At 35.9% G+C, this 21,272-nt stretch carries 16 protein-coding genes, 1 rRNA gene and 1 riboswitch; of the genes, 10 read left to right on the forward strand and 7 right to left on the reverse strand.

Annotated elements, in window-relative coordinates:
* Window positions 1-380: 380 nt before the first annotated feature.
* Window positions 381-1,879: ribosomal RNA gene (locus Megvenef_RS01380) — 16S ribosomal RNA — on the reverse strand.
* Window positions 1,880-2,388: 509 nt separating this feature from the next.
* Here Megvenef_RS01380 and Megvenef_RS01385 point away from each other — a divergent pair.
* The 3 genes from Megvenef_RS01385 (at window position 2,389) to lspA (ending at window position 5,102) form a co-directional block, all read left to right on the forward strand.
* Window positions 2,389-2,919 (forward strand): hypothetical protein, encoded by a 531-nt coding sequence (locus Megvenef_RS01385; RefSeq protein WP_322776215.1) that lies wholly within the window; start codon window positions 2,389-2,391, stop codon window positions 2,917-2,919.
* Between the two features lie 250 nt (window positions 2,920-3,169).
* On the forward strand, window positions 3,170-4,537 hold the full coding sequence (locus Megvenef_RS01390) for a M23 family metallopeptidase (protein WP_322776216.1): 1,368 nt from the start codon (window positions 3,170-3,172) through the stop codon (window positions 4,535-4,537).
* Between the two features lie 67 nt (window positions 4,538-4,604).
* Window positions 4,605-5,102, forward strand: coding sequence for a signal peptidase II (gene lspA, locus Megvenef_RS01395; RefSeq protein WP_322776217.1), 498 nt, complete (start codon window positions 4,605-4,607; stop codon window positions 5,100-5,102).
* Between the two features lie 497 nt (window positions 5,103-5,599).
* Here lspA and Megvenef_RS01400 read toward each other — a convergent pair whose 3' ends face one another.
* Window positions 5,600-6,619 carry a sensor histidine kinase gene (locus Megvenef_RS01400; protein ID WP_322776218.1) on the reverse strand — a complete coding sequence of 340 codons (1,020 nt, stop codon included), beginning with the start codon at window positions 6,617-6,619 and terminating at the stop codon, window positions 5,600-5,602.
* A 218-nt stretch (window positions 6,620-6,837) separates the two neighbouring features.
* Between Megvenef_RS01400 and Megvenef_RS01405 the strand changes: the two genes are divergently transcribed.
* Entirely contained in the window at window positions 6,838-7,962 is a 1,125-nt protein-coding gene (locus Megvenef_RS01405) for an IS91 family transposase (protein WP_322776219.1), read from the forward strand.
* Window positions 7,963-8,172: 210 nt separating this feature from the next.
* On the opposite strand, the gene Megvenef_RS01410 is transcribed toward Megvenef_RS01405, so the two are convergent.
* From Megvenef_RS01410 to parA, 5 genes are all read right to left on the reverse strand, one after another.
* Window positions 8,173-9,918, reverse strand: a complete 1,746-nt coding sequence (locus Megvenef_RS01410; protein ID WP_322776220.1) for a sodium:solute symporter family protein — start codon at window positions 9,916-9,918, stop codon at window positions 8,173-8,175.
* A 213-nt stretch (window positions 9,919-10,131) separates the two neighbouring features.
* The gene (locus Megvenef_RS01415) at window positions 10,132-10,896 is read right to left on the reverse strand and encodes a YaaA family protein (protein ID WP_322776221.1); all 765 of its coding nucleotides are present in this window, start codon (window positions 10,894-10,896) and stop codon (window positions 10,132-10,134) included.
* Window positions 10,889-11,713, reverse strand: coding sequence for a YihY/virulence factor BrkB family protein (locus Megvenef_RS01420; protein ID WP_322776222.1), 825 nt, complete (start codon window positions 11,711-11,713; stop codon window positions 10,889-10,891). Before Megvenef_RS01420 ends, Megvenef_RS01415 begins: the two co-directional genes overlap by 8 nt.
* Before the next feature lie 19 nt (window positions 11,714-11,732).
* Entirely contained in the window at window positions 11,733-13,841 is a 2,109-nt protein-coding gene (gene flhA, locus Megvenef_RS01425; RefSeq protein WP_322776223.1) for a flagellar biosynthesis protein FlhA, read from the reverse strand.
* A gap of 51 nt (window positions 13,842-13,892) precedes the next feature.
* Complete coding sequence (parA, locus tag Megvenef_RS01430) at window positions 13,893-14,579, reverse strand: ParA family partition ATPase (protein ID WP_322776224.1); 687 nt, start codon at window positions 14,577-14,579, stop codon at window positions 13,893-13,895.
* 191 nt (window positions 14,580-14,770) lie between these two features.
* Window positions 14,771-14,876: riboswitch (TPP riboswitch) on the forward strand.
* 155 nt (window positions 14,877-15,031) lie between these two features.
* Between parA and Megvenef_RS01435 the strand changes: the two genes are divergently transcribed.
* The 6 genes from Megvenef_RS01435 to Megvenef_RS01465 form a co-directional block, all read left to right on the forward strand.
* Entirely contained in the window at window positions 15,032-16,261 is a 1,230-nt protein-coding gene (locus Megvenef_RS01435; protein WP_322776225.1) for an MFS transporter, read from the forward strand.
* 80 nt (window positions 16,262-16,341) lie between these two features.
* Window positions 16,342-17,898 (forward strand): DHA2 family efflux MFS transporter permease subunit, encoded by a 1,557-nt coding sequence (locus tag Megvenef_RS01440; protein ID WP_322776226.1) that lies wholly within the window; start codon window positions 16,342-16,344, stop codon window positions 17,896-17,898.
* On the forward strand, window positions 17,888-18,352 hold the full coding sequence (locus Megvenef_RS01445; protein ID WP_322776227.1) for a Na+/H+ antiporter subunit E: 465 nt from the start codon (window positions 17,888-17,890) through the stop codon (window positions 18,350-18,352). The genes Megvenef_RS01440 and Megvenef_RS01445 overlap by 11 nt, the downstream gene beginning before the upstream one ends.
* 263 nt (window positions 18,353-18,615) lie before the next feature.
* Window positions 18,616-19,896: an FAD-dependent monooxygenase gene (locus tag Megvenef_RS01455; protein WP_322776228.1), complete on the forward strand. Its 1,281-nt coding sequence runs from the start codon at window positions 18,616-18,618 to the stop codon at window positions 19,894-19,896.
* A 142-nt stretch (window positions 19,897-20,038) separates the two neighbouring features.
* Complete coding sequence (locus Megvenef_RS01460; RefSeq protein WP_322776229.1) at window positions 20,039-20,749, forward strand: ComF family protein; 711 nt, start codon at window positions 20,039-20,041, stop codon at window positions 20,747-20,749.
* A 195-nt stretch (window positions 20,750-20,944) separates the two neighbouring features.
* The coding region (locus tag Megvenef_RS01465; protein ID WP_322776028.1) for a transposase at window positions 20,945-21,272 on the forward strand (328 nt) is incomplete at its 3' end.

Raw genomic sequence — 21,272 nt, forward strand, 5'->3', positions numbered from 1 at the left:
ATATTAAACTGCTTCATAATTGGAATTTCCATGTTGCAACAAAAATTGATTGTACTCATCTATAACACTTGTAAGCCATGGCCACGCAAATATGCAATGAATCTTATTACCTAATGGAATCTGCTAAGAGTATAGCCCATACTTATCCTGAATATGATTCACGATAACCTGGATACAAATAAATAACATTTTTTTATTGCAGCAACTTGTATTTTTATAAATATAAGGAAGATTATAGTAAGAAATACCGTGTTGAAGAAGAAATATCAAATACAAATAATAAGTTAAAGGTAGTGACAGCTAATTTTTGACTGTACACCACATAACACCACTTTGCTAAATGAATAACTAGTTAATGTTATCCAGTGTCATTTAGTCTTTAAGGAGGTAATCCAGCCGCAGGTTCCCCTACGGCTACCTTGTTACGACTTCACCCCAGTCGCTAATTCTACCGTGGTTGGCTGCCTCTTACGTTAGCTCACCACCTTCAGGTAAAACCAACTCCCATGGCGTGACGGGCAGTGTGTACAAGGCCCGAGAACGTATTCACCGCGGCATGCTGATCCGCGATTACTAGTGATTCCGACTTCATGCTCTCGAGTTGCAGAGAACAATCCGAACTGAGATGCCTTTTGAGGATTTGCTCCACGTCGCCGTATTGCATCCCTCTGTAAGCACCATTGTAGCACGCGTGTAGCCCAACCCGTAAGGGCCATGATGACTTGACATCGTCCCCACCTTCCTCCGGTTTATCACCGGCAGTTTCCTTATAGTTCCCGGCCGAACCGCTGGCAAATAAGGATGAGGGTTTCGCTCGTTGCGGGACTTAACCCAACATCTCACGACACGAGCTGACGACAGCCATGCAACACCTGTGTGTGGTCCAGCCGAACTGAAGGGGTCCATCTCTGGTCCCCGCGACCACCATGTCAAGGGTTGGTAAGGTTTTTCGCGTAGCATCGAATTAAACCGCATGCTCCACCACTTGTGCGAGCCCCCGTCAATTCCTTTGAGTTTTAATCTTGCGATCGTAGTCCCCAGGCGGAGTGCTTAATGCGTTAGCTGCGAAACCGAGAATAAATTCCCGACATCTAGCACTCATCGTTTACAGCGTGGACTACCAGGGTATCTAATCCTGTTTGCTCCCCACGCTTTCGCGCCTCAGCGTCAGTTGAAGTCCAGGTGACCGCCTTCGCCACCGGTGTTCCTCCTAATATCTAAGAATTTCACCTCTACACTAGGAATTCCATCACCCCCTACTTCACTCTAGACTAGCAGTTTTGAAAGCAGTTCCGAGGTTAAGCCCCGGGCTTTCACTCCCAACTTACTAATCCGCCTACGCGCCCTTTACGCCCAGTAATTCCGAACAACGCTAGCCCCCTCCGTCTTACCGCGGCTGCTGGCACGGAGTTAGCCGGGGCTTTTTCTGTTGGTACCGTCATTATCTTCCCAACTAAAAGAACTTTACAACCCTAAGGCCTTCATCATTCACGCGGTATTGCTGGATCAGGCTTTCGCCCATTGTCCAATATTCCCCACTGCTGCCTCCCGTAGGAGTCTGGGCCGTGTCTCAGTCCCAGTGTGGCTGATCATCCTCTCAGATCAGCTAAAGATCGTCGGCTTGGTAGGCCATTACCCTACCAACTACCTAATCTTACGCGGGCTCATCTATCAGCGATAAATCTTTCCTCCGAAGAGAATATACGGTATTAGCACCTGTTTCCAAATGTTATTCCGTACTGATAGGTAGATTCCCACGTGTTACTCACCCGTTTGCCACTAACGACTTTGAAGCAAGCTCCAAAGTCATTCGTTCGACTTGCATGTGTTAAGCATACCGCCAGCGTTCGTTCTGAGCCAGGATCAAACTCTCAAGTTTGATTCCTGTCATCACATTTTCAAAAAAATTTACGACAGGTTTTGTACCATCTTGCGATGGTAAATTTTACTACTGTCACTACCTTTATCTAATTACTTTGGTATTTGATATTTACTTTTCAAACAGCTTGCGGCACTTTTCTTTGCAGGACGAGTACGCTTCGTTGGGAGTATTTATAAGCAACCTCAGCCATCCTGTCAACAACAAATTTTAAAAAACTCAATAATTTATCTATTTACTACTTCAAAGAGCTTCATCTAACGAAGCTAAATCAATATAAATAGGTGAGCACAGGGGTGAGCACAGGCGAGTTCTTGAAAAATTACTTTTGTTCGTTTAATCCTCGTTTGGTATTCATAGATATACCTAGCTACCAGAGAGCTTTTCTCTAAATTAGCCACACAAAAAAAATTAAGTTAAGAACTTATTACCCAATCAAAAAAATCTGTTTTAATTATCTCCTTAAATTTATACAATTTATAGAAATAAATAAAATTTGGAGCGGTCTTATGTATATGTATAATGGCACCAACACTACTAACCCAACAGAACCACCAGTAGGTGGTGGCTTAACAGCATATGATATTATACTTATAGTAGGAGCCGTATTTTCTGGCTTAGCGACCTTACTCGGAGCAATTAACTGCTATAGACAACAGGCGAAATCAAAAGAAACACACTACAGCGACGCCAGGATAGAAGTAAAACGTATTGGGCCTAATGGCCAAGTACAAGAGGCCATTTGTTCGATACACATCAATGACGACGAAGGTTATGACGTAACTAAAACAGAGGCCAAAAGTAAAAAAAAGAGTCAAACTATTGATTCAAAAAAACAAAGTAATCTTATCATAGAAGAAACTAGATCTGATGAAGATCCGATAATAATCTTGGCAACAAATGACACTAAGTCAGATATCCAGCGTAATGATACTAACCGTAAATTAATAGATAATACACTTAAAGAATTTCATCATACTGTCGAATCGGTGTTTGGTCACGTTGACAAAGGAGAAATTACTGTTACGGGAGACCTTTGAGTCAATTTATATAAGCTAGTAATAGCTAGAACTCTTTTGAAAGTAAATTTTTATAGCAAGAAAATTACAAAATGTGTATTTTTTGTTATCCAAACCTGGTATTCATTAGGTATGATAAGCGATTAAATAAACTTACAACTTCATACTATTTAATAATTATTACCGGTTTTATTTTATTGCATTTCATATATAAATAGTGCATATTACCTTAGTAATGGCATAACTCTAAGGAAATTAATAGATTTAGTACATGACTCAAATAATTCGCAACTTGTTTGCGTATCCAACGTTTTTTTTATTTCAACAAGTTGCTAGGCGAGCTTCTTTATTCTTAACAATATTAATTGCAACATCAGCAGTTTTTCTTTTTAGCGATTATATAAGCGATAGATTACCAGGAACTTTATGGAATATGTCTGGTGATATAAGCAGTGGTGAAGCTGAAGAAATAGTTAGCGAAGTGGTAATAGAGAAAGGCGATACATTAAGCACCGTTCTCAAAAAACAAAATCTAAGCACCTCTGAAATACAAAATTTGATTAAAGCAGCCTCTACCGAAACCTTGCTATCAAAGCTAAATATTGGCCAGGTACTAAAATTCTATTATGATGTCGAACTGGTTGAGCAAGAAGAATCAGGCCTTGTTGAAGAACGCTTGATTTTGGGCAGAATGTCAATCAAAATTGATACTGTAAGATCAGTAGAATTTGTTAGAAACGGAGATAATTTTGTTACTCACAACATATCTGCTCCATTAAAAAAACTTATCAGTAAATATGAATCTACCATCAACACCAGCTTGATAGCTTCGCTACAAGAAACAGGTATTAGTACTAGTACAATAATAAAACTAGTAAATGCTTATTCTCATCAAATAGACTTTCAAAGACAAATAAAAACTGGCGATAAAATTGTTGTAATAACAGAAAAATTTGTAACATCTGATAATGAGTTTTCTCATCATGGTAAGATACTACACGCCTCACTTACTTCTGCCGGTACAGATTATAACATCTACCTCTACTCTCCAAGCGGCAAAGAAGGCGATGTTGAATTCTTTTCAGAAGAAGGACAAAGTATTAAAAGCTCTTTGCTAAAAACTCCGATTGATGTAGTAAGGATCTCTGGGCATTTCGGATACAGAAAAAAACACCCTATCCATGGATATGGCGCAATGCATAAAGGACTTGATTTTGCGGCGTCAACTGGCACTCCAATTTATGCCGCTGGAGACGGGGAAGTACAATTCGCTGGATGGAAATCTGGATATGGACGTTTTGTTCTGGTAAAACACAAAAACGGCTTGTCTACAGCTTATGCTCATGCTTCAAAATTTGCTAATAATCTAAAAGTAGGCTCAAAAGTTAAACAAGGCGACATAATTGCGTATGTTGGAAGAACAGGTCATGCTACTGGCCCGCATTTGCATTATGAAGTACGCGTCAACGGCAAACAAGTGAACCCAATAGAGTTTAAATCTACGCCATCGATAAAACTCTCTGGATCAAAACTTTCTAAGTTCAATGAATTTAAAAAGCAAGTGCACAATCTGAATAAGAAATTAAATAGCAAAATTGAGCTTACCGCTGCTGAAGTTCCGAGCATAAAACTATATTAATCATATAGCGCGCGGATACTTTAGCAGAGTTACATAATTAGGTTTCTTTAGCCTCTTCAAAATCACAATGACCAGAAAATCCATAATATATTATTTATTTCTAATATTACTTCTAGTTGCAGCTGACCAAGTATCAAAAACTTTACTTATCTTGCACCTAAAAACTCAACCTGGATATTTAAAGGAAATTTTTCCCTTTTTAGATTTTGTTTATGCCTGGAACTACGGCATTAGTTTTGGATTATTTCGAGAGTATTATCAATATAGTAATTACGTATTTTTAGCTTTTAATAGTTTTATCATTATTTACTTAGCTTACATATTTTATAACTCTAAAAATGTCTTCGCCCAAATAGGAATGGCCCTAGTAATAGGAGGAGCACTTGGTAACTTATTCGATCGAATTTTTCGTGGTGCTGTTTTTGACTTTTTATATTTTCATTACCATGGCTTCTCTTTCCCAGTATTTAATTTGGCCGATAGTTTTATCACCATAGGGGCCTGTTTCTTTATATATAGTTATATAATTGAATGGCTTCACCCCTCCGACAAAGAAGCATCATAGGTATTTAAGAAGAACCTAAGTTTGACACAAGAATAATAGTAATTAACCGGAACTATGAATAAGGAATAGATAGGGTCGTGTATGGTTTTATACTAGGACTTGCTGCTATATGCACCGTCATCCTGAATTTACTTCAGGACCTCATGAGATAGGAGAAGGTACTGGGTCGAAGAGATATGCGAAACCCACTAGATTCATGTATGACAGTAGATAAGAAGATACCGGATCAAGCCAGGTATAACTATATTTCTTGCCGGACGTAATTAAAATCTAGTATTTATCTTGTCCATAGTTGGGATTAACTAGGGATTTTGTATTCCAGGTACTAGTGAATCAAGCCCGGGATGACTTTTTTTTGTACATAGATATAAACTCATCTCAAGGAGGACGCACTTAACTCACCCAGGACTATCAGTTTAAATTTCCACCAAATACAGATTCACTTTAGCCATGTCGCCAAGCAGAACCTGTCATACCTCTATTTCTTAGAAACAACTTTACCTTAGAGATAACACGAATCTAAATGTGGCTCCAATGGTACCATTACTCTCAACTTTAATCGTACCTCCATGCGCTTCAATCGCCGACTTACATAAAGCCAAGCCAACACCACGTCCTTCAGCTTTAGAGTCTGTCTTTATACCCATCTTGAATGGCGTAAAAATATCAAACAACTCTGTCTTCGCTATACCTATGCCCTCGTCCCTGATCTCAAACTCAACTATATCTTTATCCTTGCGCAATAAACTTACCTTAATCGTACCATTGTTGCTGTAGCTAATAGCATTAATTACTAAGTTATCTACCGTCTGGCGAATATAGTTTGGATCTAATGCAATTAAAATATTAGGCTCAATAGTCATCTGGAAATCAATCTTCTTGCCTTGCAAATAAATCTTACGACAATTATTTACCCTATCTTCCACTAACTCACTCAAGTTTACAGTCTTCTTTTGTAACTCAATTTTAGATGTAGACAACATTGAAAGATCAAGCATATTCAATATCATTGTTGATAAACGATTCGAGTTCTTTAATACTTCATTTGAAAGCTCTTTTAGCTGATTTTTACTATATTTCTCAAGCCCTCCAGAAAGCATCTCAGCAAAGTTCATTACATTACCAACAGGCAAACGCAGTTCATGATTAACATTGTTGAGAATCTTCTGTGCCGTACTCCCAAGCCGTTCAATCTCTAATGCTTGGTCCGCAACACGCTGAGAATAGTGAATAACTTTTTCATCAAGATCGTTAACCTCCGTCTCTAGCTTGTCAACCTTATGCTCAGTTGCTTCAACATATTCTTGTTTCGGCTTTAGGAATATGACAAGCATACTGCTTACCATTAATAACAAATAAACAATTTTAAATTCTAATGGTTGAGAATCTGTTGATGCTAATATGTAAGGCACTGTATAATTTTCATAGAAAATCAATGTTATCGGTACGCCAGTACCAAGTAAAAATAATGCCCAACGCCAGCTAACCAAAGATGAAATTAACATTATATTTATCATAAATACCATTAATTGTATTTCCAAAAATTCACTGATCAGCACCATTAAAAAGCTAAAACATATTAATCCAAACAAGATAAGCCACCTATCGGTGGCAGCTTAGCTTTTTACATCTCTTGCCAACTTCTGTTATCAAAGGTAATATGCAAGTCATTACAAATAATCAGAGTAAAAGATGGAAATAATCGGTAAAGGAATCTCTATAAAACATATTTTTCTTGATCGGGGTAATTGGCGTCGATTTCACTGAAAAATATAGCGAGCTGAGGTATGGTATTATCTTTAACGTTACTAAAGTTATATTGTGCGGAACGAAATATTTAGGATTTAAGAGTTATAGCTGCCCTACATGTGATCACGGTAAATCAGTAGTATTTAGTTGTAAAGGTAGATTTTGTTCTCGTTGCGGTAAGAAGCAAACAGATCAATGGATAAGTAAAGCTACCAATGTTCTACCAAAGACACGTTGGCAGCACATTACATTTACAATGCCCGACTCATTATGGCCAATATTTTGGCTTAATCGCAATCTGTTTGGATTAATTTCTGCTGTTGCCGCCGGAATTATTAAGGAAATAGCAACAAAGAAAAAGATTGTAGTCGGTATATTTACTGCCCTGCACACCTTCGGTAGAGATTTAAAACGTAATGTTCATATCCATTTATCGGTTACTTGCGGCGGTATAGATAGCAAGGGTAATTGGCGTAAATTATTTTTCCCTGCCGAGCCTATTAAAAAAATGTGGAGACATAGAATTCTTGAGTTATTTCGCTCAGAATACGCCTCAAGTAATTTGAAATTACCGTCGAAATATCAAAATGATGGCGATTTTAACAACTGGATGATCGGCCTATATGAAATCAGTTGGTATGTTTATTTGCAAAAACCATCAGACGATCATAAACGCAACATAAACTATTTAGGGCGATATATAAAACGACCTCCTATTTCTGAGGCAAGAATAGAGGAATATGATGGACTGCAAGTAACGTTTAGATTTCTTGACCACTACAATAACACGATTGATCACGTCACAATGCCTGTACTGCAGTTTATATCTAGCCTGATTATGCACATACCCGATCGTTATTTTCGAATAATAAGGTACTACGGCTTTTTATCTAACAGAACTAGAGGAATACAACTACCTATTGTATATAAGGCGATAAACCAAATTATACCTAAGAAAATCAAGTCATTGAACTGGAGATTAATGATTTGGTTAAACTTTAAAAAAGATCCGTTATCTTGTCCAAACTGTAATCAATTTATGAGCCTGAGACAGGTTTATTACGGTTTATCTCCACCCTTGTTATTAGTGAAGATCAATGAATTATTGTGAACGCCTCGGTGATATTCATATGGTGAACCGTTGCTTCACGCCACGTTAATATAATTTTAAAAAATTGGCCTATTTTGAGATAGATTTTAAGAGAAGATTTTTATACAAGTGTCAATAATTTCTAATATCACAATTTAACAACCAAATTTTTAAAGAAAATTTTAAAATTTTCAAAAAAATATTTTTGGTAAAATTTTTGAAATTCCTATACTAGAACATTATACAGTTCCAAATAATACCAAGAGCTTTCGTCTTACGCCAACTAGCTAACCATAAAGGATAACTCATTAATGCGCTAGTAGAACACAAAACTATTGGATAAAAAATATCTAGCAAGTAGGCATAGTGCTCTTGAATATTTTGGGGCGTACTGGTGACACTAGCAAAAGCTGAAATCATTACAAACAACCCCAAGAAAAACATAAGCCCATCTCCTGTTGGCGTATTCTTTATGCAAGCTTCAATAAAACTAAATGATTTTACATTTTGCCACAACCTCTTGCGTTGTTCACTTCTTTCCTCTCTAATCTGAATTAATGGAGTTTGGTCTTTTATCCCCACCCAGCCACCTTTTTGTTTCAACAGATAATGCGCCGCAAAGAAAAAACTAATATTAGCAAAGATACCAGGAACTAGACCTCCTATACCATTTACTTTAAAAAATAATTCCCACACCATTGCTACAAAGAAACCGGCCCCCATACCGATCAGAACTGCTTTCGTACTACTTCTAAAACCAAGTATAGCTAAAATAAAAGGTACTGACACAACTGGCATATAAAACATACTGGCCCAAATAAATAGCTCCATAAAGCTTCCCTGGCGCATAGCAAATAATATAGAAACTAGACCAATTAACATTGAACCAATACGGGTAGCAAATAATTCGTTTTTAATAAAAGTTATATTAAGCGACTGGCGTAAATCATGGGCAATCAAAACTGCACTTGCATTAATATATGAATCAACAGTAGACATCACCATGGCCATAATGCCAATCAAAATAACCCCTTTGAACCCTATAATCCATCCAGAATTAGTAAGAATAAATTTAAAAATTTCACTTTCTGACATATTAGGGTGAGAAGATAGAACCAATATACCGATCCAGCATACAATCGCCGCCAAAAATAGGCACACAAAGGAGGCAATGATAAAAGAACTACTTGCTTGTTTTGTGTCATGGGCCATAGCAATTCTTTGAAAAATTGCTGGATTAAATGACGGGATAACACCCCATAAGAATAAGGTTATATAAAAATAAATCTGCGGATTTGAAAAACTAAAAATCACTTTATGATCAAAAGCTGGATTATTTCTTAAAGTTTCTGTAATAAGTTGCGTGTTCTCAATCTTACCTAAAAGAAAATATGCAATAACTGGGATAACTACACCAAAAGTTGCGAACTGCACTACATCCGTTAAAGTAACTGATTTAATTCCACCAAGCGAAGAATATAAGGTAATTACAATGCCAGATAATATAACGCCATAAACAGGTTCTACTCCAAGAGCGTATTCAAATAAAAGCCCAGCTATTTTCAACTGTACGGCTATAATTCCTGCAACGCCAATAAAACCCGAGATAGAAGTTATGATCCGAACACTGTTGCCATAAAGGCCCCCCATAGCTTCAGCTACTGAAAGTTTACCAAGAAATTCTGCCATACGCGGTGCGAATACTACGCCGATTAGAAACAAACCCAGGATATCTCCTAACAATGCGGTATAAATAAAACCTATTCCAGTAGCATAAGATTCTGCAATACTAGTAAAGAAGAACTCTCCACTAATCCAGGTTGCTACTATTGTTGCCACCAATGTTGCAGTACTAAAATCTTTATCACCAATTGCATAGCCACGCAAAGTATTAACTCCCCTGCTTGTCCATAGCCCAAATGCCAAATTACCAACCAAAAAAGCTATAAAAATAACTATATCAATACTGAAATGCATATCTAATTTAACCTTGAGTTTATAAAGTTGTAAGAACTAAAATAAATCAATAACTTTACATTGGCAAGCAAAGTTTAATATTATTATTAATATTAATGTTATATAAGAAAAATGTATATTTGAAAATATATCAGGGAGACTTGTGCAACCAGAGATTAAACAGCGATTATTAGCGATTATTTTATCCTCAAATAAATAACAATACTTTACCGCTTAACTACCATAATTCTTTACAAAAAAATAATTACTTTCATTAGACAACTTTAGGTTAAATTCATAGCATGAATTATTAAAATTCTTAATTTCCTCGGGAACGTCAAGGTTATTTCTAACGATATAGTCTACTACCATCCCTCGCGCACGCTTAGAATTTAAAGCAATATTTTTTATCACTCCATCCCTAAACTCTCTAAAATGAATATTGATCATCGGAACTTCTAGCAATTTTCTGTCAATAGCTGAAGCGTATTCATTGGAAGCTAAGTTTATTAAATACTTATTTTCGTGCGTTTTAAGGTCGTTATTTAATTTTCTTGTAATTTTTTCTTGCCACAATCTATCTAACCCCTTTGGAGCATTCTTAGCCAATTTTATAGACATTTCCAGCCTATATGCACGTATCTTATCGAGCGGCCTTATTAATCCATAAAAACCAGAAACTATTCGCACATGATCTTGAGAAAATCTTAAAACCTCATGAGAAAAAGTCTTTTTATCTATATTAGAATATACATCCCCATCATATGCCAATATAGCTTGCTTTGCTGGCAACGATTCAAATTTTTGATATCTCAAAAAATTTAACTCTGCGAGCTTATCACTAATTTTCATAATTTTTTTTAATTTTACTTTAGACAGAGTTTTAAGCTCAGTTAGAAGCTTCTTAGTCTCGTCAAATTCTTCTAATTCAGTAAAAAAAATGTTTGAATCTACAGAATCAAAATTCATTGATTTTGCTGGTGAAATAATACTAATCACTGTTTTTATTTCTCATCAAATAATTAAATTCTGCACCGATAATGAAAATCATATTTACTATATAAAAAAATACCAACGTAACAATGATACTGCCTAGAGATCCATAAATTATGTTTAGTTGATTGTAATATACGATGTATTTAGAAAGAAGAAAACCACTTGCTGCCCATAAACCAACGGTCAAAAAGGCTCCAGGTACGACTTCAATAAATCTTAGAGTTGCATTTGGTATTATATAATACAACGCACAAACTGCAAAAAATAACGATAATACAACTAACCCATATCTAGCAAAATTAAGCACAGCTTTATAATTTTCAATCAAACTGACAAATTTAGGTATTTTTTCAAGTCCTATAGGAATAATTACCAGAAGAAGCATTGCAAAGGAAATAACAGAACTAATGATTAAAAACTGCGCAATACTAAGCAACCTACGTAGGATATAGCTTGGTGGCGCTTTTATTTCATAGACCCTGTTTAAAATTGTTCGTAAACATTCTACAAAAGAAGAAGAAGTCCATATTGTTCCTACAATTGCCAGCGTTAATAAACCTTGCGGAGGAGCGGACATTAACTCATTGATTCTTACCTTAATGGACTCAGTCGAATGTTCTGGCATATTCTCCAGAACAAGCTCAATAAACTTCTCTCCAAGTTCAGAAGCACCAAGGAAACTAGTGAAAGCTAGGATAAAAATAAAAAATGGAAAAATTGATACCAACACCATAAATGACATATAACCTGAGTGCTCTACACCATCATGGTCAATCATCTTTACTACCGACATGTACAAATTATAAAAGACTCTTTTCATAAGCAGCGTATATCTTGCATCATATCGACTCGAGTGTCCTAATTTTTGCCTTATAGTGAATCTCATTCTGTGACATTACAACCGTAGCTGGTCTGAATCTTTCCACCACTGAACGCACATATGGCCTAGTATAAGCGCTGGTTAAGAGCACTGGAACATAGCCCTTTAAAGCTTGATCATCATAGGCTTTTTTTACTTTAGTAACAAATTCCTGTAATTTTGACGGTGGCATAGATAATTGCTTATCACCAGTACCATCGTCTATTAGACTTTCAATAAAATTTCTTTCCCACTCTGCAGATAACGCAATTATTGGAATAAATCCTTCTCTATTGGTATTATGATGGCAAATTTGTCTACAAAGCTGAACCCTAACCGCTTCAGTCATCGCTGTTAAATTTTTATTTGCTCTAGCAGAATCTGCTACCGATTCTAAAATACTCGGCATATCTCTGATTGAAATCATCTCAGATAGTAAGTTTTGCAATACTTTTTGAAGCGAAGCAATTGAGACCACATCTGGAATAACATCCTTTAGCAACTGCTTGTGCTCATCAGCCATTTTATCAAGCAATTTTTGTGTCTCACTATACGAAAGCAAATCAGTAATATTTTCTTTAATTTGCTCCGTAAGATGTGTAGTAATAACAGTAGATGGGTCGACAACAGTACAATTATGGAACAAAGCTTCTTCTTTATAGCTTTCATCAATCCATTTTGCTGGCAACCCAAAAGCAGGTTCTTTAACGCTCTCTCCTGGAATATCTAGATCAGTTCCTTGTGGATCCATAATCATCAATTTACCGGGGCGCACCAACCCTCGGCCAGCTTCAAGCTCCTTGATTTTAATGACATATACATCGGTATCTAATTGTATATTATCCTGAATTCTAACGGCTGGCATCACAAACCCATACTCTTGGACAATTTGCTTACGTAAGCCTTTAATTTGTTCGGTTAAATTATGACCATTTCCCGCGTTAACAAGTGACATTAGACCATAGCCTATTTCTAACCTAATGAGGTCAAGATGGAGTGCGTCCGCTATTTTTTCTGATTTATCATTTTCTGGACCGTCATTCTGAGCTGGATCTGATCCAATTTTGGATGGCGTGCTTACACCACCAACACCATAAGTTCCCGCTAATAATTCTTGGTTTTTTGACGAGCCTAGTGCATATGCGCTACCGCCTATAACAGCTGCAATTATTGAGAATGGAATAAAAGGAAGTCCTGGCAAGAACGCCATAAGGCCAGTAACAATTGATGTCATCATCAAAGCTTGTGGATATTGAGCAATCTGACCAAAAAGCAATTTGTCTGTAGCACCAGAAGTTCCAGCTTTTGTAACGAGCAAACCAGCTGCCAATGAGACAATCAGCGATGGAATTTGTGTTACTAATCCATCACCAATAGTAAGTACTGTATAAGTTTCCACTGCTACGCCGAAAGATAAATCTTTCTGTAAAATACCAACTATCATTCCACCAATCAGATTTATAAAAGTAATGATCAATCCAGCAATTGCATCACCACGTACAAACTTATTAGCACCATCCATAGAACCAAAAAATGTACTCTCATCTTCAAGAGTTTTACGGCGTGATTTAGCTACTTTTTCGTCAATCAACCCAGCCGCTAAATCAGCATCAATAGCCATCTGCTTACCAGGCATCGCATCAAGACTGAATCTTGCTGCCACCTCAGCAATACGGCCAGAACCTTTGGTAATTACGATGAAGTTGATTAAGGTCAATATCAGGAATACAATCAGCCCTATGACCACATTCCCTTGCATCACAAAACCACCAAAAGCTTCTATTACATGGCCAGCAGCGTCTGGACCTTCATGTCCCTTTGAGAGAATCAATCTGGTAGAGGCAATGTTTAGAGATAATCTCAAAAGAGTCGTAACTAGCAAAATCGTTGGAAACATACTAAGGTCAAGAGGCCTCTGAATGAATAAAGTCGTCATCAGAATTACAAAAGATATACCTATTGATAAAGCTAATAAAAAGTCAAGCAACCCAGTTGGAATTGGAAAAAGCAAGACCATAAGAATCCCAATAATTGCAGAAGCAAGAGCTAGGTGCGAATAGTCTGTTATCCTTTTTAGTATATTAACCATGTATTATTTTATTTTGGAACGGTTTTAAACCAGCCTACTTTAAAGAAAAATTTACACTTTTGCAACGGATCTTTTTATATGAATACTTGACGATTTATCTTTATCCGTTTTTTCGGTATCAAAAATTGCAAGCACCTCACGTGATAAGGATCTTATTTCTTCAGCAGCAATAGAATTTGGAGCACATTCTGTGACGGTGACTCCACTTAAGAAACAACTACTAAATGCTACTCTATTACCAAGAGAACACTTAAATAAACTACCCGGTATTTGAGCAATTATTTCTTTTGTAAGCTTTGATTGTGGGTTGTATCTATTCAATAAAATTTTAGCCTTGATCTTTTCACTTTGAGCAAATTCAGTTGTCGTACTTGTTGCCCACAAATCAGTCGGGCTTGGTTGCATGGGTACGATAATCAGATTCGATGCACGAATAGCTGTTTTGGATTCAGTTTCTGTATGCGGCGGCGCATCAATAATCACGTAATCAACATTACCTCGCAAATTGTTTATCGCGCTTTCTACTCTCCAACCAGCACTAGTTACAAAATTTAAACCCGTATAACCAATACCAAATTTCTTTTCTCGAAGACTATGCCAATTTGTTAAGCTTCCTTGGGGATCAATATCAATAATAGCAACCCTCTTTCCTGTTTGAGCTAAAGATACAGCCAAGTGCGCAGCTATAGTAGTTTTACCAGCCCCACCCTTTTGCTGAGCTATTGTGATTACTTGCATATAATTTGAACTCATAATTACTTATAGGTACCTGAAATTGAATTAAATATCAAATATACTCTATAGTCAATTAACTGAAGCAGTTTGAAGAGATTAGTAATTCCTCAATGTGCTACCTGGCCACAAATAACTTATCAAATAACGTCTAATTCTTGTTGACAGAAATTAATCATGGTTTTAGTATTCTTTTACTTAAATACCAGAGGTGCTTTGGAACAAAACTTGCCAAGGCTGAGATTATACTCTTATAACCTGCTCCAGGATAATGCCTGCGAAGGGAGGTAAAGTTGGAAATTATATCCAAAGTCATGCTGAACTTAGGTTAAGCATCTTGAGAGATTCTGAATTTAATTCAGGATAACTTATTAGAACTATTTTTTCTATCTCACCTACTTAAGAAAATTCTCTCTGACTCTGGTATTTGTTTATTAGCAAATATTGGAGTTTTTTCGATGCATTACAACTTACATAAAAGAGATATTACTATTCTTGTTGGTAATACGGTCGATCATTTCGACACTTCGCTTTATATTTTTCTTGCCCCTATTATTGCCCCGGTATTTTTTCCAAATACAGATAAACTACTTAGTTTGATAATGGCCTATGGAATTTTAGCTACGTCAATTATTACTAAACCATTAGGAACCTATCTATTTGGAATGATTGCACGGCTAAAAGGACCTGTAGCCGCCTTATCAAATTCATTAATCGGAGTAGGAGTTTTTACCGTCTTCATAGGGTTATTACCTGGTCATGCCACCATAGGCTGGGTTGCACCATTATTATTTGTTATTTTCCGTGTTTTAAGAGAAGTATTTGCCGCCGGTGAGACTAGTATTGCAAAGTTATATATTATGGAAGATAAGGTAGAACAAGAAGCATTTAAGGGTTCTTATTTATACCAACTATCAACTATACTCGGCACTATTCTTGCATCACTTGCAGCAACTATTGTCTACTATATAGACATAACAGATTCCTGGAGAGTTTGTCATCTTCTCGGAGGCTCAGCTGCAATAATTGGCTATTTTTTGCGTAAACTAACTTTACAAAAAGAAACTAAAGCTTTAAAAATTCCGTTTAAATTTTATGGCCTTTATGGCTTAAAGGTTTTATGGAATAATAAATTAAATTTGGTAAAGATAGCCATTGTTACAGGTTTTTCTCATATGACCTATTTAATTCCGTTTGTAACAATGAATCATATGGTGCCAATGGTCACTAATATCCAAGAAAAAACTATGATGGCAGTAAATAGCTTCATGCTTGTTTTTGATATGGTATCGATTCCAATAATTGGAAAAATAGTGTCAAGGCATAATCCTAGCCAAGTTATGTATACAGCCAGTATCATTCTTGCCTTATCAATTGTTCCGTTATGGTATTTTATTACAGATTCATCGATATATTACGTAACTTTTGTACGTTTTTGGATTGTAATTTGGGGTGTAGTTTACATGTGCCCCCTAAATCTTTGGTGTAAAAACCAGGTAAAGGGGGATGAGAAATATATGATTGTAGGTATGGGATCAACTTTTGGAGGAAGTACTATTGGTAAGCTCACTCCTTTTATATGTTTAATTATCGTACATTACACTGGTTCATACTTACCTATTGCACTATATATAATGACAGTGTTTTTATTGGCCGGAATAGTGATAAGGAATACTTCATTGCAATAAAGTCGCTACCAAAAAATAAGAGTTTCAGTATAAAAACTCAACTTAGTGCACAGCTAGCACGAGAGAAGTATAGTGAATTTATGAATCAAGAACAAACTGATCAGCCCATATCATCAAAAACAATTCTAGCATTTTTTGCTATGGTTGTTGGAATGTTTATGGCTATATTGGACATTCAAATTGTTGCAAGTTCTCTATCAGTAATTGGAGCTGGTTTATCTGCTTCTGGTGATGAACTTTCTTGGATTCAAACTTCATACCTCATTGCGGAGGTGATAATTATTCCAATCACTGGTTTTGCTTCACGTCTGTTATCAACTAGGATTTCTTATTTTATTGCTGCACTCGGCTTTACCCTTATGAGCTTACTATGTGCTATTGCCTGGAATATTGAATCCATGATTATTTTCAGAGCCTTACAGGGATTTTTCGGTGGAGCAATGATTCCAACCGCCTTTGGAGCAATTTTTATTATATTTCCTAAAAGCATGCATACCAAAGTTAGTATGATTATTGGTCTGGTAGTAACAGTTGCCCCAACTGTTGGACCAACACTTGGAGGATATATTACGGAGACAATATCTTGGCACTTTATGTTTTTATTGAATATTATTCCTGGAATTTTTGTCTGTGTAACAGTTTTTCTATATGTTGATTTTGACAAACCAAACTATAACTTGCTCAAGAATTTTGATTTCTTTGGTATCTTGTTGATGGCAGTTTGCTTGGGATCGATGCAATATGTACTAGAAGAAGGAAATAAGAAAGATTGGTTAGATGATTTTCACATTTTACTATTAACAATAATAGTTATTATAACTTTTATTTGGTTAATCATTCGAGAAATTACTTATCAAAATCCAATTATTGACCTTAGTTCGTTTAAGAATAAAAATTTTAGTTTTGGGTGTATTTATTCATTTATATTAGGTATTGGGCTGTACGGCACAGTCTACTTATTGCCACTATTCTTATTTACAATAGCAGGGTACAACACTCTTCAGATTGGCATTACTATGATTGTCACTGGAGTCTTCCAGTTCGTCTCAGCACCTATAGCTGCTAGAATGTTTGGTTCAGGCATTGATAAAAGAATAATTCTTGCCATAGGCTTTTCTTTATTTGCGCTTGGGAGTTTTGCTAATAGTTTTCTGACTGCTGACTCCCAATATTGGGAATTATTTGTTCCTCAGATGATACGTGGCTTAGCACTGATGTTTTGTTTCATGCCAATAAATGATCTAGCCCTTGGCACAATGGCAAAAGATGAAGTACAAAATGCTAGCGGTCTTTATAATTTAACAAGAAACCTGGGCGGAGCAATAGGACTAGCGATGATCAATAACTTAATCATCTCGAACTCAAAAATCTACGCACAAACCATGAAAGATAACATGCCTTTAACATCTCCAAAGGTTCAGGAAAGCCTGGAGTCTTTTACCCAATCATTGATAGGCAAAGTAAATGAACCGGAACTAGCAGCGTACCAACTTTTGAATAATATGGTCGAACGAGAAGCTTTTGTAATTGCAATTAATAATGTTTTTATTATCATATCTATGATATTTTGTATGGGAATGCTACTTATTCCTTTCTCTTCAACACCAAAAACAGATATTACCTCAAATGCACATTAAGTTAGTTTCTTTGCTTATATTTATGTTGATTTGGACCGGCCTGGTTGGCTTCTCACTTGAAGCGCAACATTTTGTATATCTTTTAGCAGCGTCTTTACTTACGCTGATTTTTGCTATTAAACTAAAAATACTTCCACAAAAAAACCTATTTAGAATTAGTACTATTTTTTACTGCCTATGGTTATTGAAAGAGATAGTTATATCTGCTTTGGCTGTATCTCGAATCGCATGGCGAAAACACATAATATTACAACATAGCCTAGAGCCAATAAAAACCATTCAAACTAGTGATGTTGGAACATTAGTTTATGCAAATTCGATCACGTTAACTCCAGGAACTGTTACTCTTTCAGTTGAGGGTAAAAACTTGCTGGTGCATGCACTTGATCATGATTTTATGACTGGACTACAAACAGGAGAAATGGATAAACGAGTCAAGAAAATTGTTAAATAGTATGTTAACCATTTGTGTATTTTTATTTTTAGTATTTGCCTGTATCGTTATTTGCGGAGCATTTTCACAAAGAGACATATTTACTAAATTGTTATTTGTAAATACAGGCACAAGTTTAGCTTCCTTATTTATATGTTTCCTTGGTTCATTTAAAGCAAATAGTTCTTATATTGACATAGCTTTTATTTATTTTCTTCTAAGCGTTATTGCAACTAGCGCTTACTTAAAGTATTTTTTACAAAAACATAAATCAATATCTTCAGATGCTCCCTAAAATTATACCAAATCTCAGATTAAATGAGACAAATGAATTTCAGGATGACCTTGCGCAGCCTATACTTATAGGTGAACACAAGGGAGATAAGAAAAATTCGTTGAGTCATTTAAAAACGGGATTTGGTATTACGGTTATTGGTTGCGGCCTTAGCGGTATGATCACGGCGCTCTCATTCGCCGCACGCGGTATAAATTCAACAATAATTGAGCGTCAAAATATAGAAAGTCCATCATTTTTTAATGATATAAGAACTACTGCCCTTACTGACTCATCGAAGGTTTTTTTTGAAAAATTAGGTATTTGGGAAAAAATAGCCAGCATTTCTGGCCCAATAAATGATATCTATGTAGCTGATAATAAAGCCCCAGAGATGGTGCATTTTGCTTCTAACGAATTACAAGTTGGGCAAGTAATGGGCTATTTGGTTGAAAATAAAAATTTTAAAAAATTACTACTTACAGAGGTCCTAACTAACAAGCACATAACTATTATCGATAATAGTTCTTATGACGTTAAAGAGAATAACAATAATAAGTGCATTTTGACTTTAAATGGTAGTGTTCATGAGTGTGATCTTCTTGTTGTGTGTGATGGAAGCAACTCGCAAACAAGGCAAAAGTATTTTAGTTGCGAAACAAATAAACCATACACTCAATATGCGTTAACTTTCATAGTACAGCATGAAAAACCTCATGAAGGTAGCGCAGTTGAGCATTTTATGCCGACCGGACCATTTGCAATATTACCTTTAAAGGATCAAAATTTCTCTTCAGTAGTTTGGACTATAAAATCTGACATGAAAGATGCTGTTCTCAACTTACCAAAAGACGAATTTTTACATATGGTACAGCAAAATTTCGGTCTGTTTTTAGGAGATATTACTATAAAAAGTGAAATAGCTTCTTTCCCTTTAAGAGCTTACTCTACAAATAAATATTATAACAAAAGAATAGTTTTAGTTGCCGACTCTGCTCACGTTATTCATCCACTTGCTGGACAAGGCTTAAATCAGGGAATAAAAGATATAGAGTCTCTTGCGAGTAATATACTTGAATTTGGTGCAAATACTCATTCACTTGAAACATATCAGAATATGCGTAAAAATGATAATAATGCTATGCTTGAAATTACTGATACATTGAATACTCTATTTTCAAATAATTCAAGAATACTCCACACAGTAAGACAGTTTGGTTTTAAAGCTGCAGAAAAAGTTTCTCCTTTTAAAAAATTGCTCATTAAATATGCTATGGGCAGAAGAAAATAAACCTCTTGCGTAATTAAATTTATATAGAGGAAGTTTTGGGAAAAGCGAAGGCGAGCACAGCAGCGTACACTTGTACGCAAGTAGCACAGACGAGATCTAACAACAAAATCTACCGATATAAATTTAATTACGCAAGAGGTTTATGATAAAACGGGTTTTGGCTAGCTTAGCCAACTACATTCTACCATACAGATGTAGTTCTTGTTCCCAGCTGATAGACAAAGAGCAAGGAATGTGCGCTCCTTGTTTTTCTAAATTAAATTTCATTACTTCCCCATACTGCTCTTGTTGTGGATTTCCTTTTGAGTTCTTTATAGAAGGACAAAATTTATGTGGACGTTGCGTTGCAAAACAACCAAATTATGATTTAGCTCGTAGCTTATTCAAATTTGACCTTGAAAGTAAAAAGCTAATTCATGCGTTTAAATATAACGATCGGACAGCGCACTCAAAAATGTTTGCTAAATTAATTATCGCACGATACAAACAAGAAATAGAAGAAGTAGACTTGGTTATCCCAGTACCAATGCATAGAATAAAAAGAATATTTCGGCAATATAATCCTGCTCAAATTTTAGCTAAGGACATAGCTGATTTACTTAAAATCCCTATGGTTCCTGACGTTTTAATCAAAACGAAATGGACCAAACCACAAACTAAGTTAACAAAATATCAACGAGAAAAAAATCTGTCAGGATCTCTGGTTTTTAACATAAAGCGAATTGTTAAAGGAATGAGAGTACTTCTAGTTGATGACGTAAAAACTACTGGAACTACCTGCAACACCTGCGCAAAGCTTCTTAAAACCGCGGGAGCGACCTCAGTAAAATTGGTAACAGTTGGTATGACTTAATCCTAACAGAGCCGTACTTCTTAGTTTGATTGAAGCTTGCATTCACCTCTTGGCCAGAATCTCTGGTTATGTATGTAGTCCCTCCGTCAAAACTCTCCCCGCCTGAATTAACAAGGGGTTTCATGTCATAAACAGCTTACAAAATCCATAAGAAAATGGTATAATTACCGCATAAAGCTTACGGATTTTAAAATTATGCCTATAGAAAATATTACTTTTCTCCAAAAACAAGAAAGGTTATTTGAAGAGAAATTATCTACAAAACTAAATCCTAAAAACAAGTTATATAAACTAAGGGATTTAGTAAATTGGTCTGAACTTGAAGCCAGAGCATTGCCTAACATTGAAATCAAGCAATTTGGTAGAAATAAGAAAGATCATAGAGTAATGCTAGCACTATCAATGCTTCAAGCTATGTACAACGGTTCTGATTCGTTTACGGAGGAAGAGCTAAAGGAAAATATTTATTGGCAATATTTTTGTGGTTATGAATATTTGCAGCAAGATCTTGATGTGTCTGAAG

This window comes from Candidatus Megaera venefica, assembly GCF_034554655.1.
Taxonomy (GTDB): domain Bacteria; phylum Pseudomonadota; class Alphaproteobacteria; order Rickettsiales; family Rickettsiaceae; genus Megaera_A; species Megaera_A venefica.

What these genes read in the sequence shown, in the direction of transcription:
- Megvenef_RS01400 (WP_322776218.1), bottom strand. Translation starts at nt 6,619, where the DNA reads ATGATAAATATAATGTTAATTTCATCTTTGGTTAGCTGGCGTTGGGCA.
- Megvenef_RS01455 (WP_322776228.1), top strand. Translation starts at nt 18,616, where the DNA reads ATGCTCCCTAAAATTATACCAAATCTCAGATTAAATGAGACAAATGAA.
- Megvenef_RS01390 (WP_322776216.1), top strand. Translation starts at nt 3,170, where the DNA reads ATGACTCAAATAATTCGCAACTTGTTTGCGTATCCAACGTTTTTTTTA.
- Megvenef_RS01440 (WP_322776226.1), top strand. Translation starts at nt 16,342, where the DNA reads ATGAATCAAGAACAAACTGATCAGCCCATATCATCAAAAACAATTCTA.
- Megvenef_RS01420 (WP_322776222.1), bottom strand. Translation starts at nt 11,713, where the DNA reads ATGAAAAGAGTCTTTTATAATTTGTACATGTCGGTAGTAAAGATGATT.
- Megvenef_RS01410 (WP_322776220.1), bottom strand. Translation starts at nt 9,918, where the DNA reads ATGCATTTCAGTATTGATATAGTTATTTTTATAGCTTTTTTGGTTGGT.
- Megvenef_RS01460 (WP_322776229.1), top strand. Translation starts at nt 20,039, where the DNA reads ATGATAAAACGGGTTTTGGCTAGCTTAGCCAACTACATTCTACCATAC.
- flhA (WP_322776223.1), bottom strand. Translation starts at nt 13,841, where the DNA reads ATGGTTAATATACTAAAAAGGATAACAGACTATTCGCACCTAGCTCTT.
- lspA (WP_322776217.1), top strand. Translation starts at nt 4,605, where the DNA reads ATGACCAGAAAATCCATAATATATTATTTATTTCTAATATTACTTCTA.
- Megvenef_RS01385 (WP_322776215.1), top strand. Translation starts at nt 2,389, where the DNA reads ATGTATATGTATAATGGCACCAACACTACTAACCCAACAGAACCACCA.
- Megvenef_RS01445 (WP_322776227.1), top strand. Translation starts at nt 17,888, where the DNA reads ATGCACATTAAGTTAGTTTCTTTGCTTATATTTATGTTGATTTGGACC.
- parA (WP_322776224.1), bottom strand. Translation starts at nt 14,579, where the DNA reads ATGCAAGTAATCACAATAGCTCAGCAAAAGGGTGGGGCTGGTAAAACT.
- Megvenef_RS01435 (WP_322776225.1), top strand. Translation starts at nt 15,032, where the DNA reads ATGCATTACAACTTACATAAAAGAGATATTACTATTCTTGTTGGTAAT.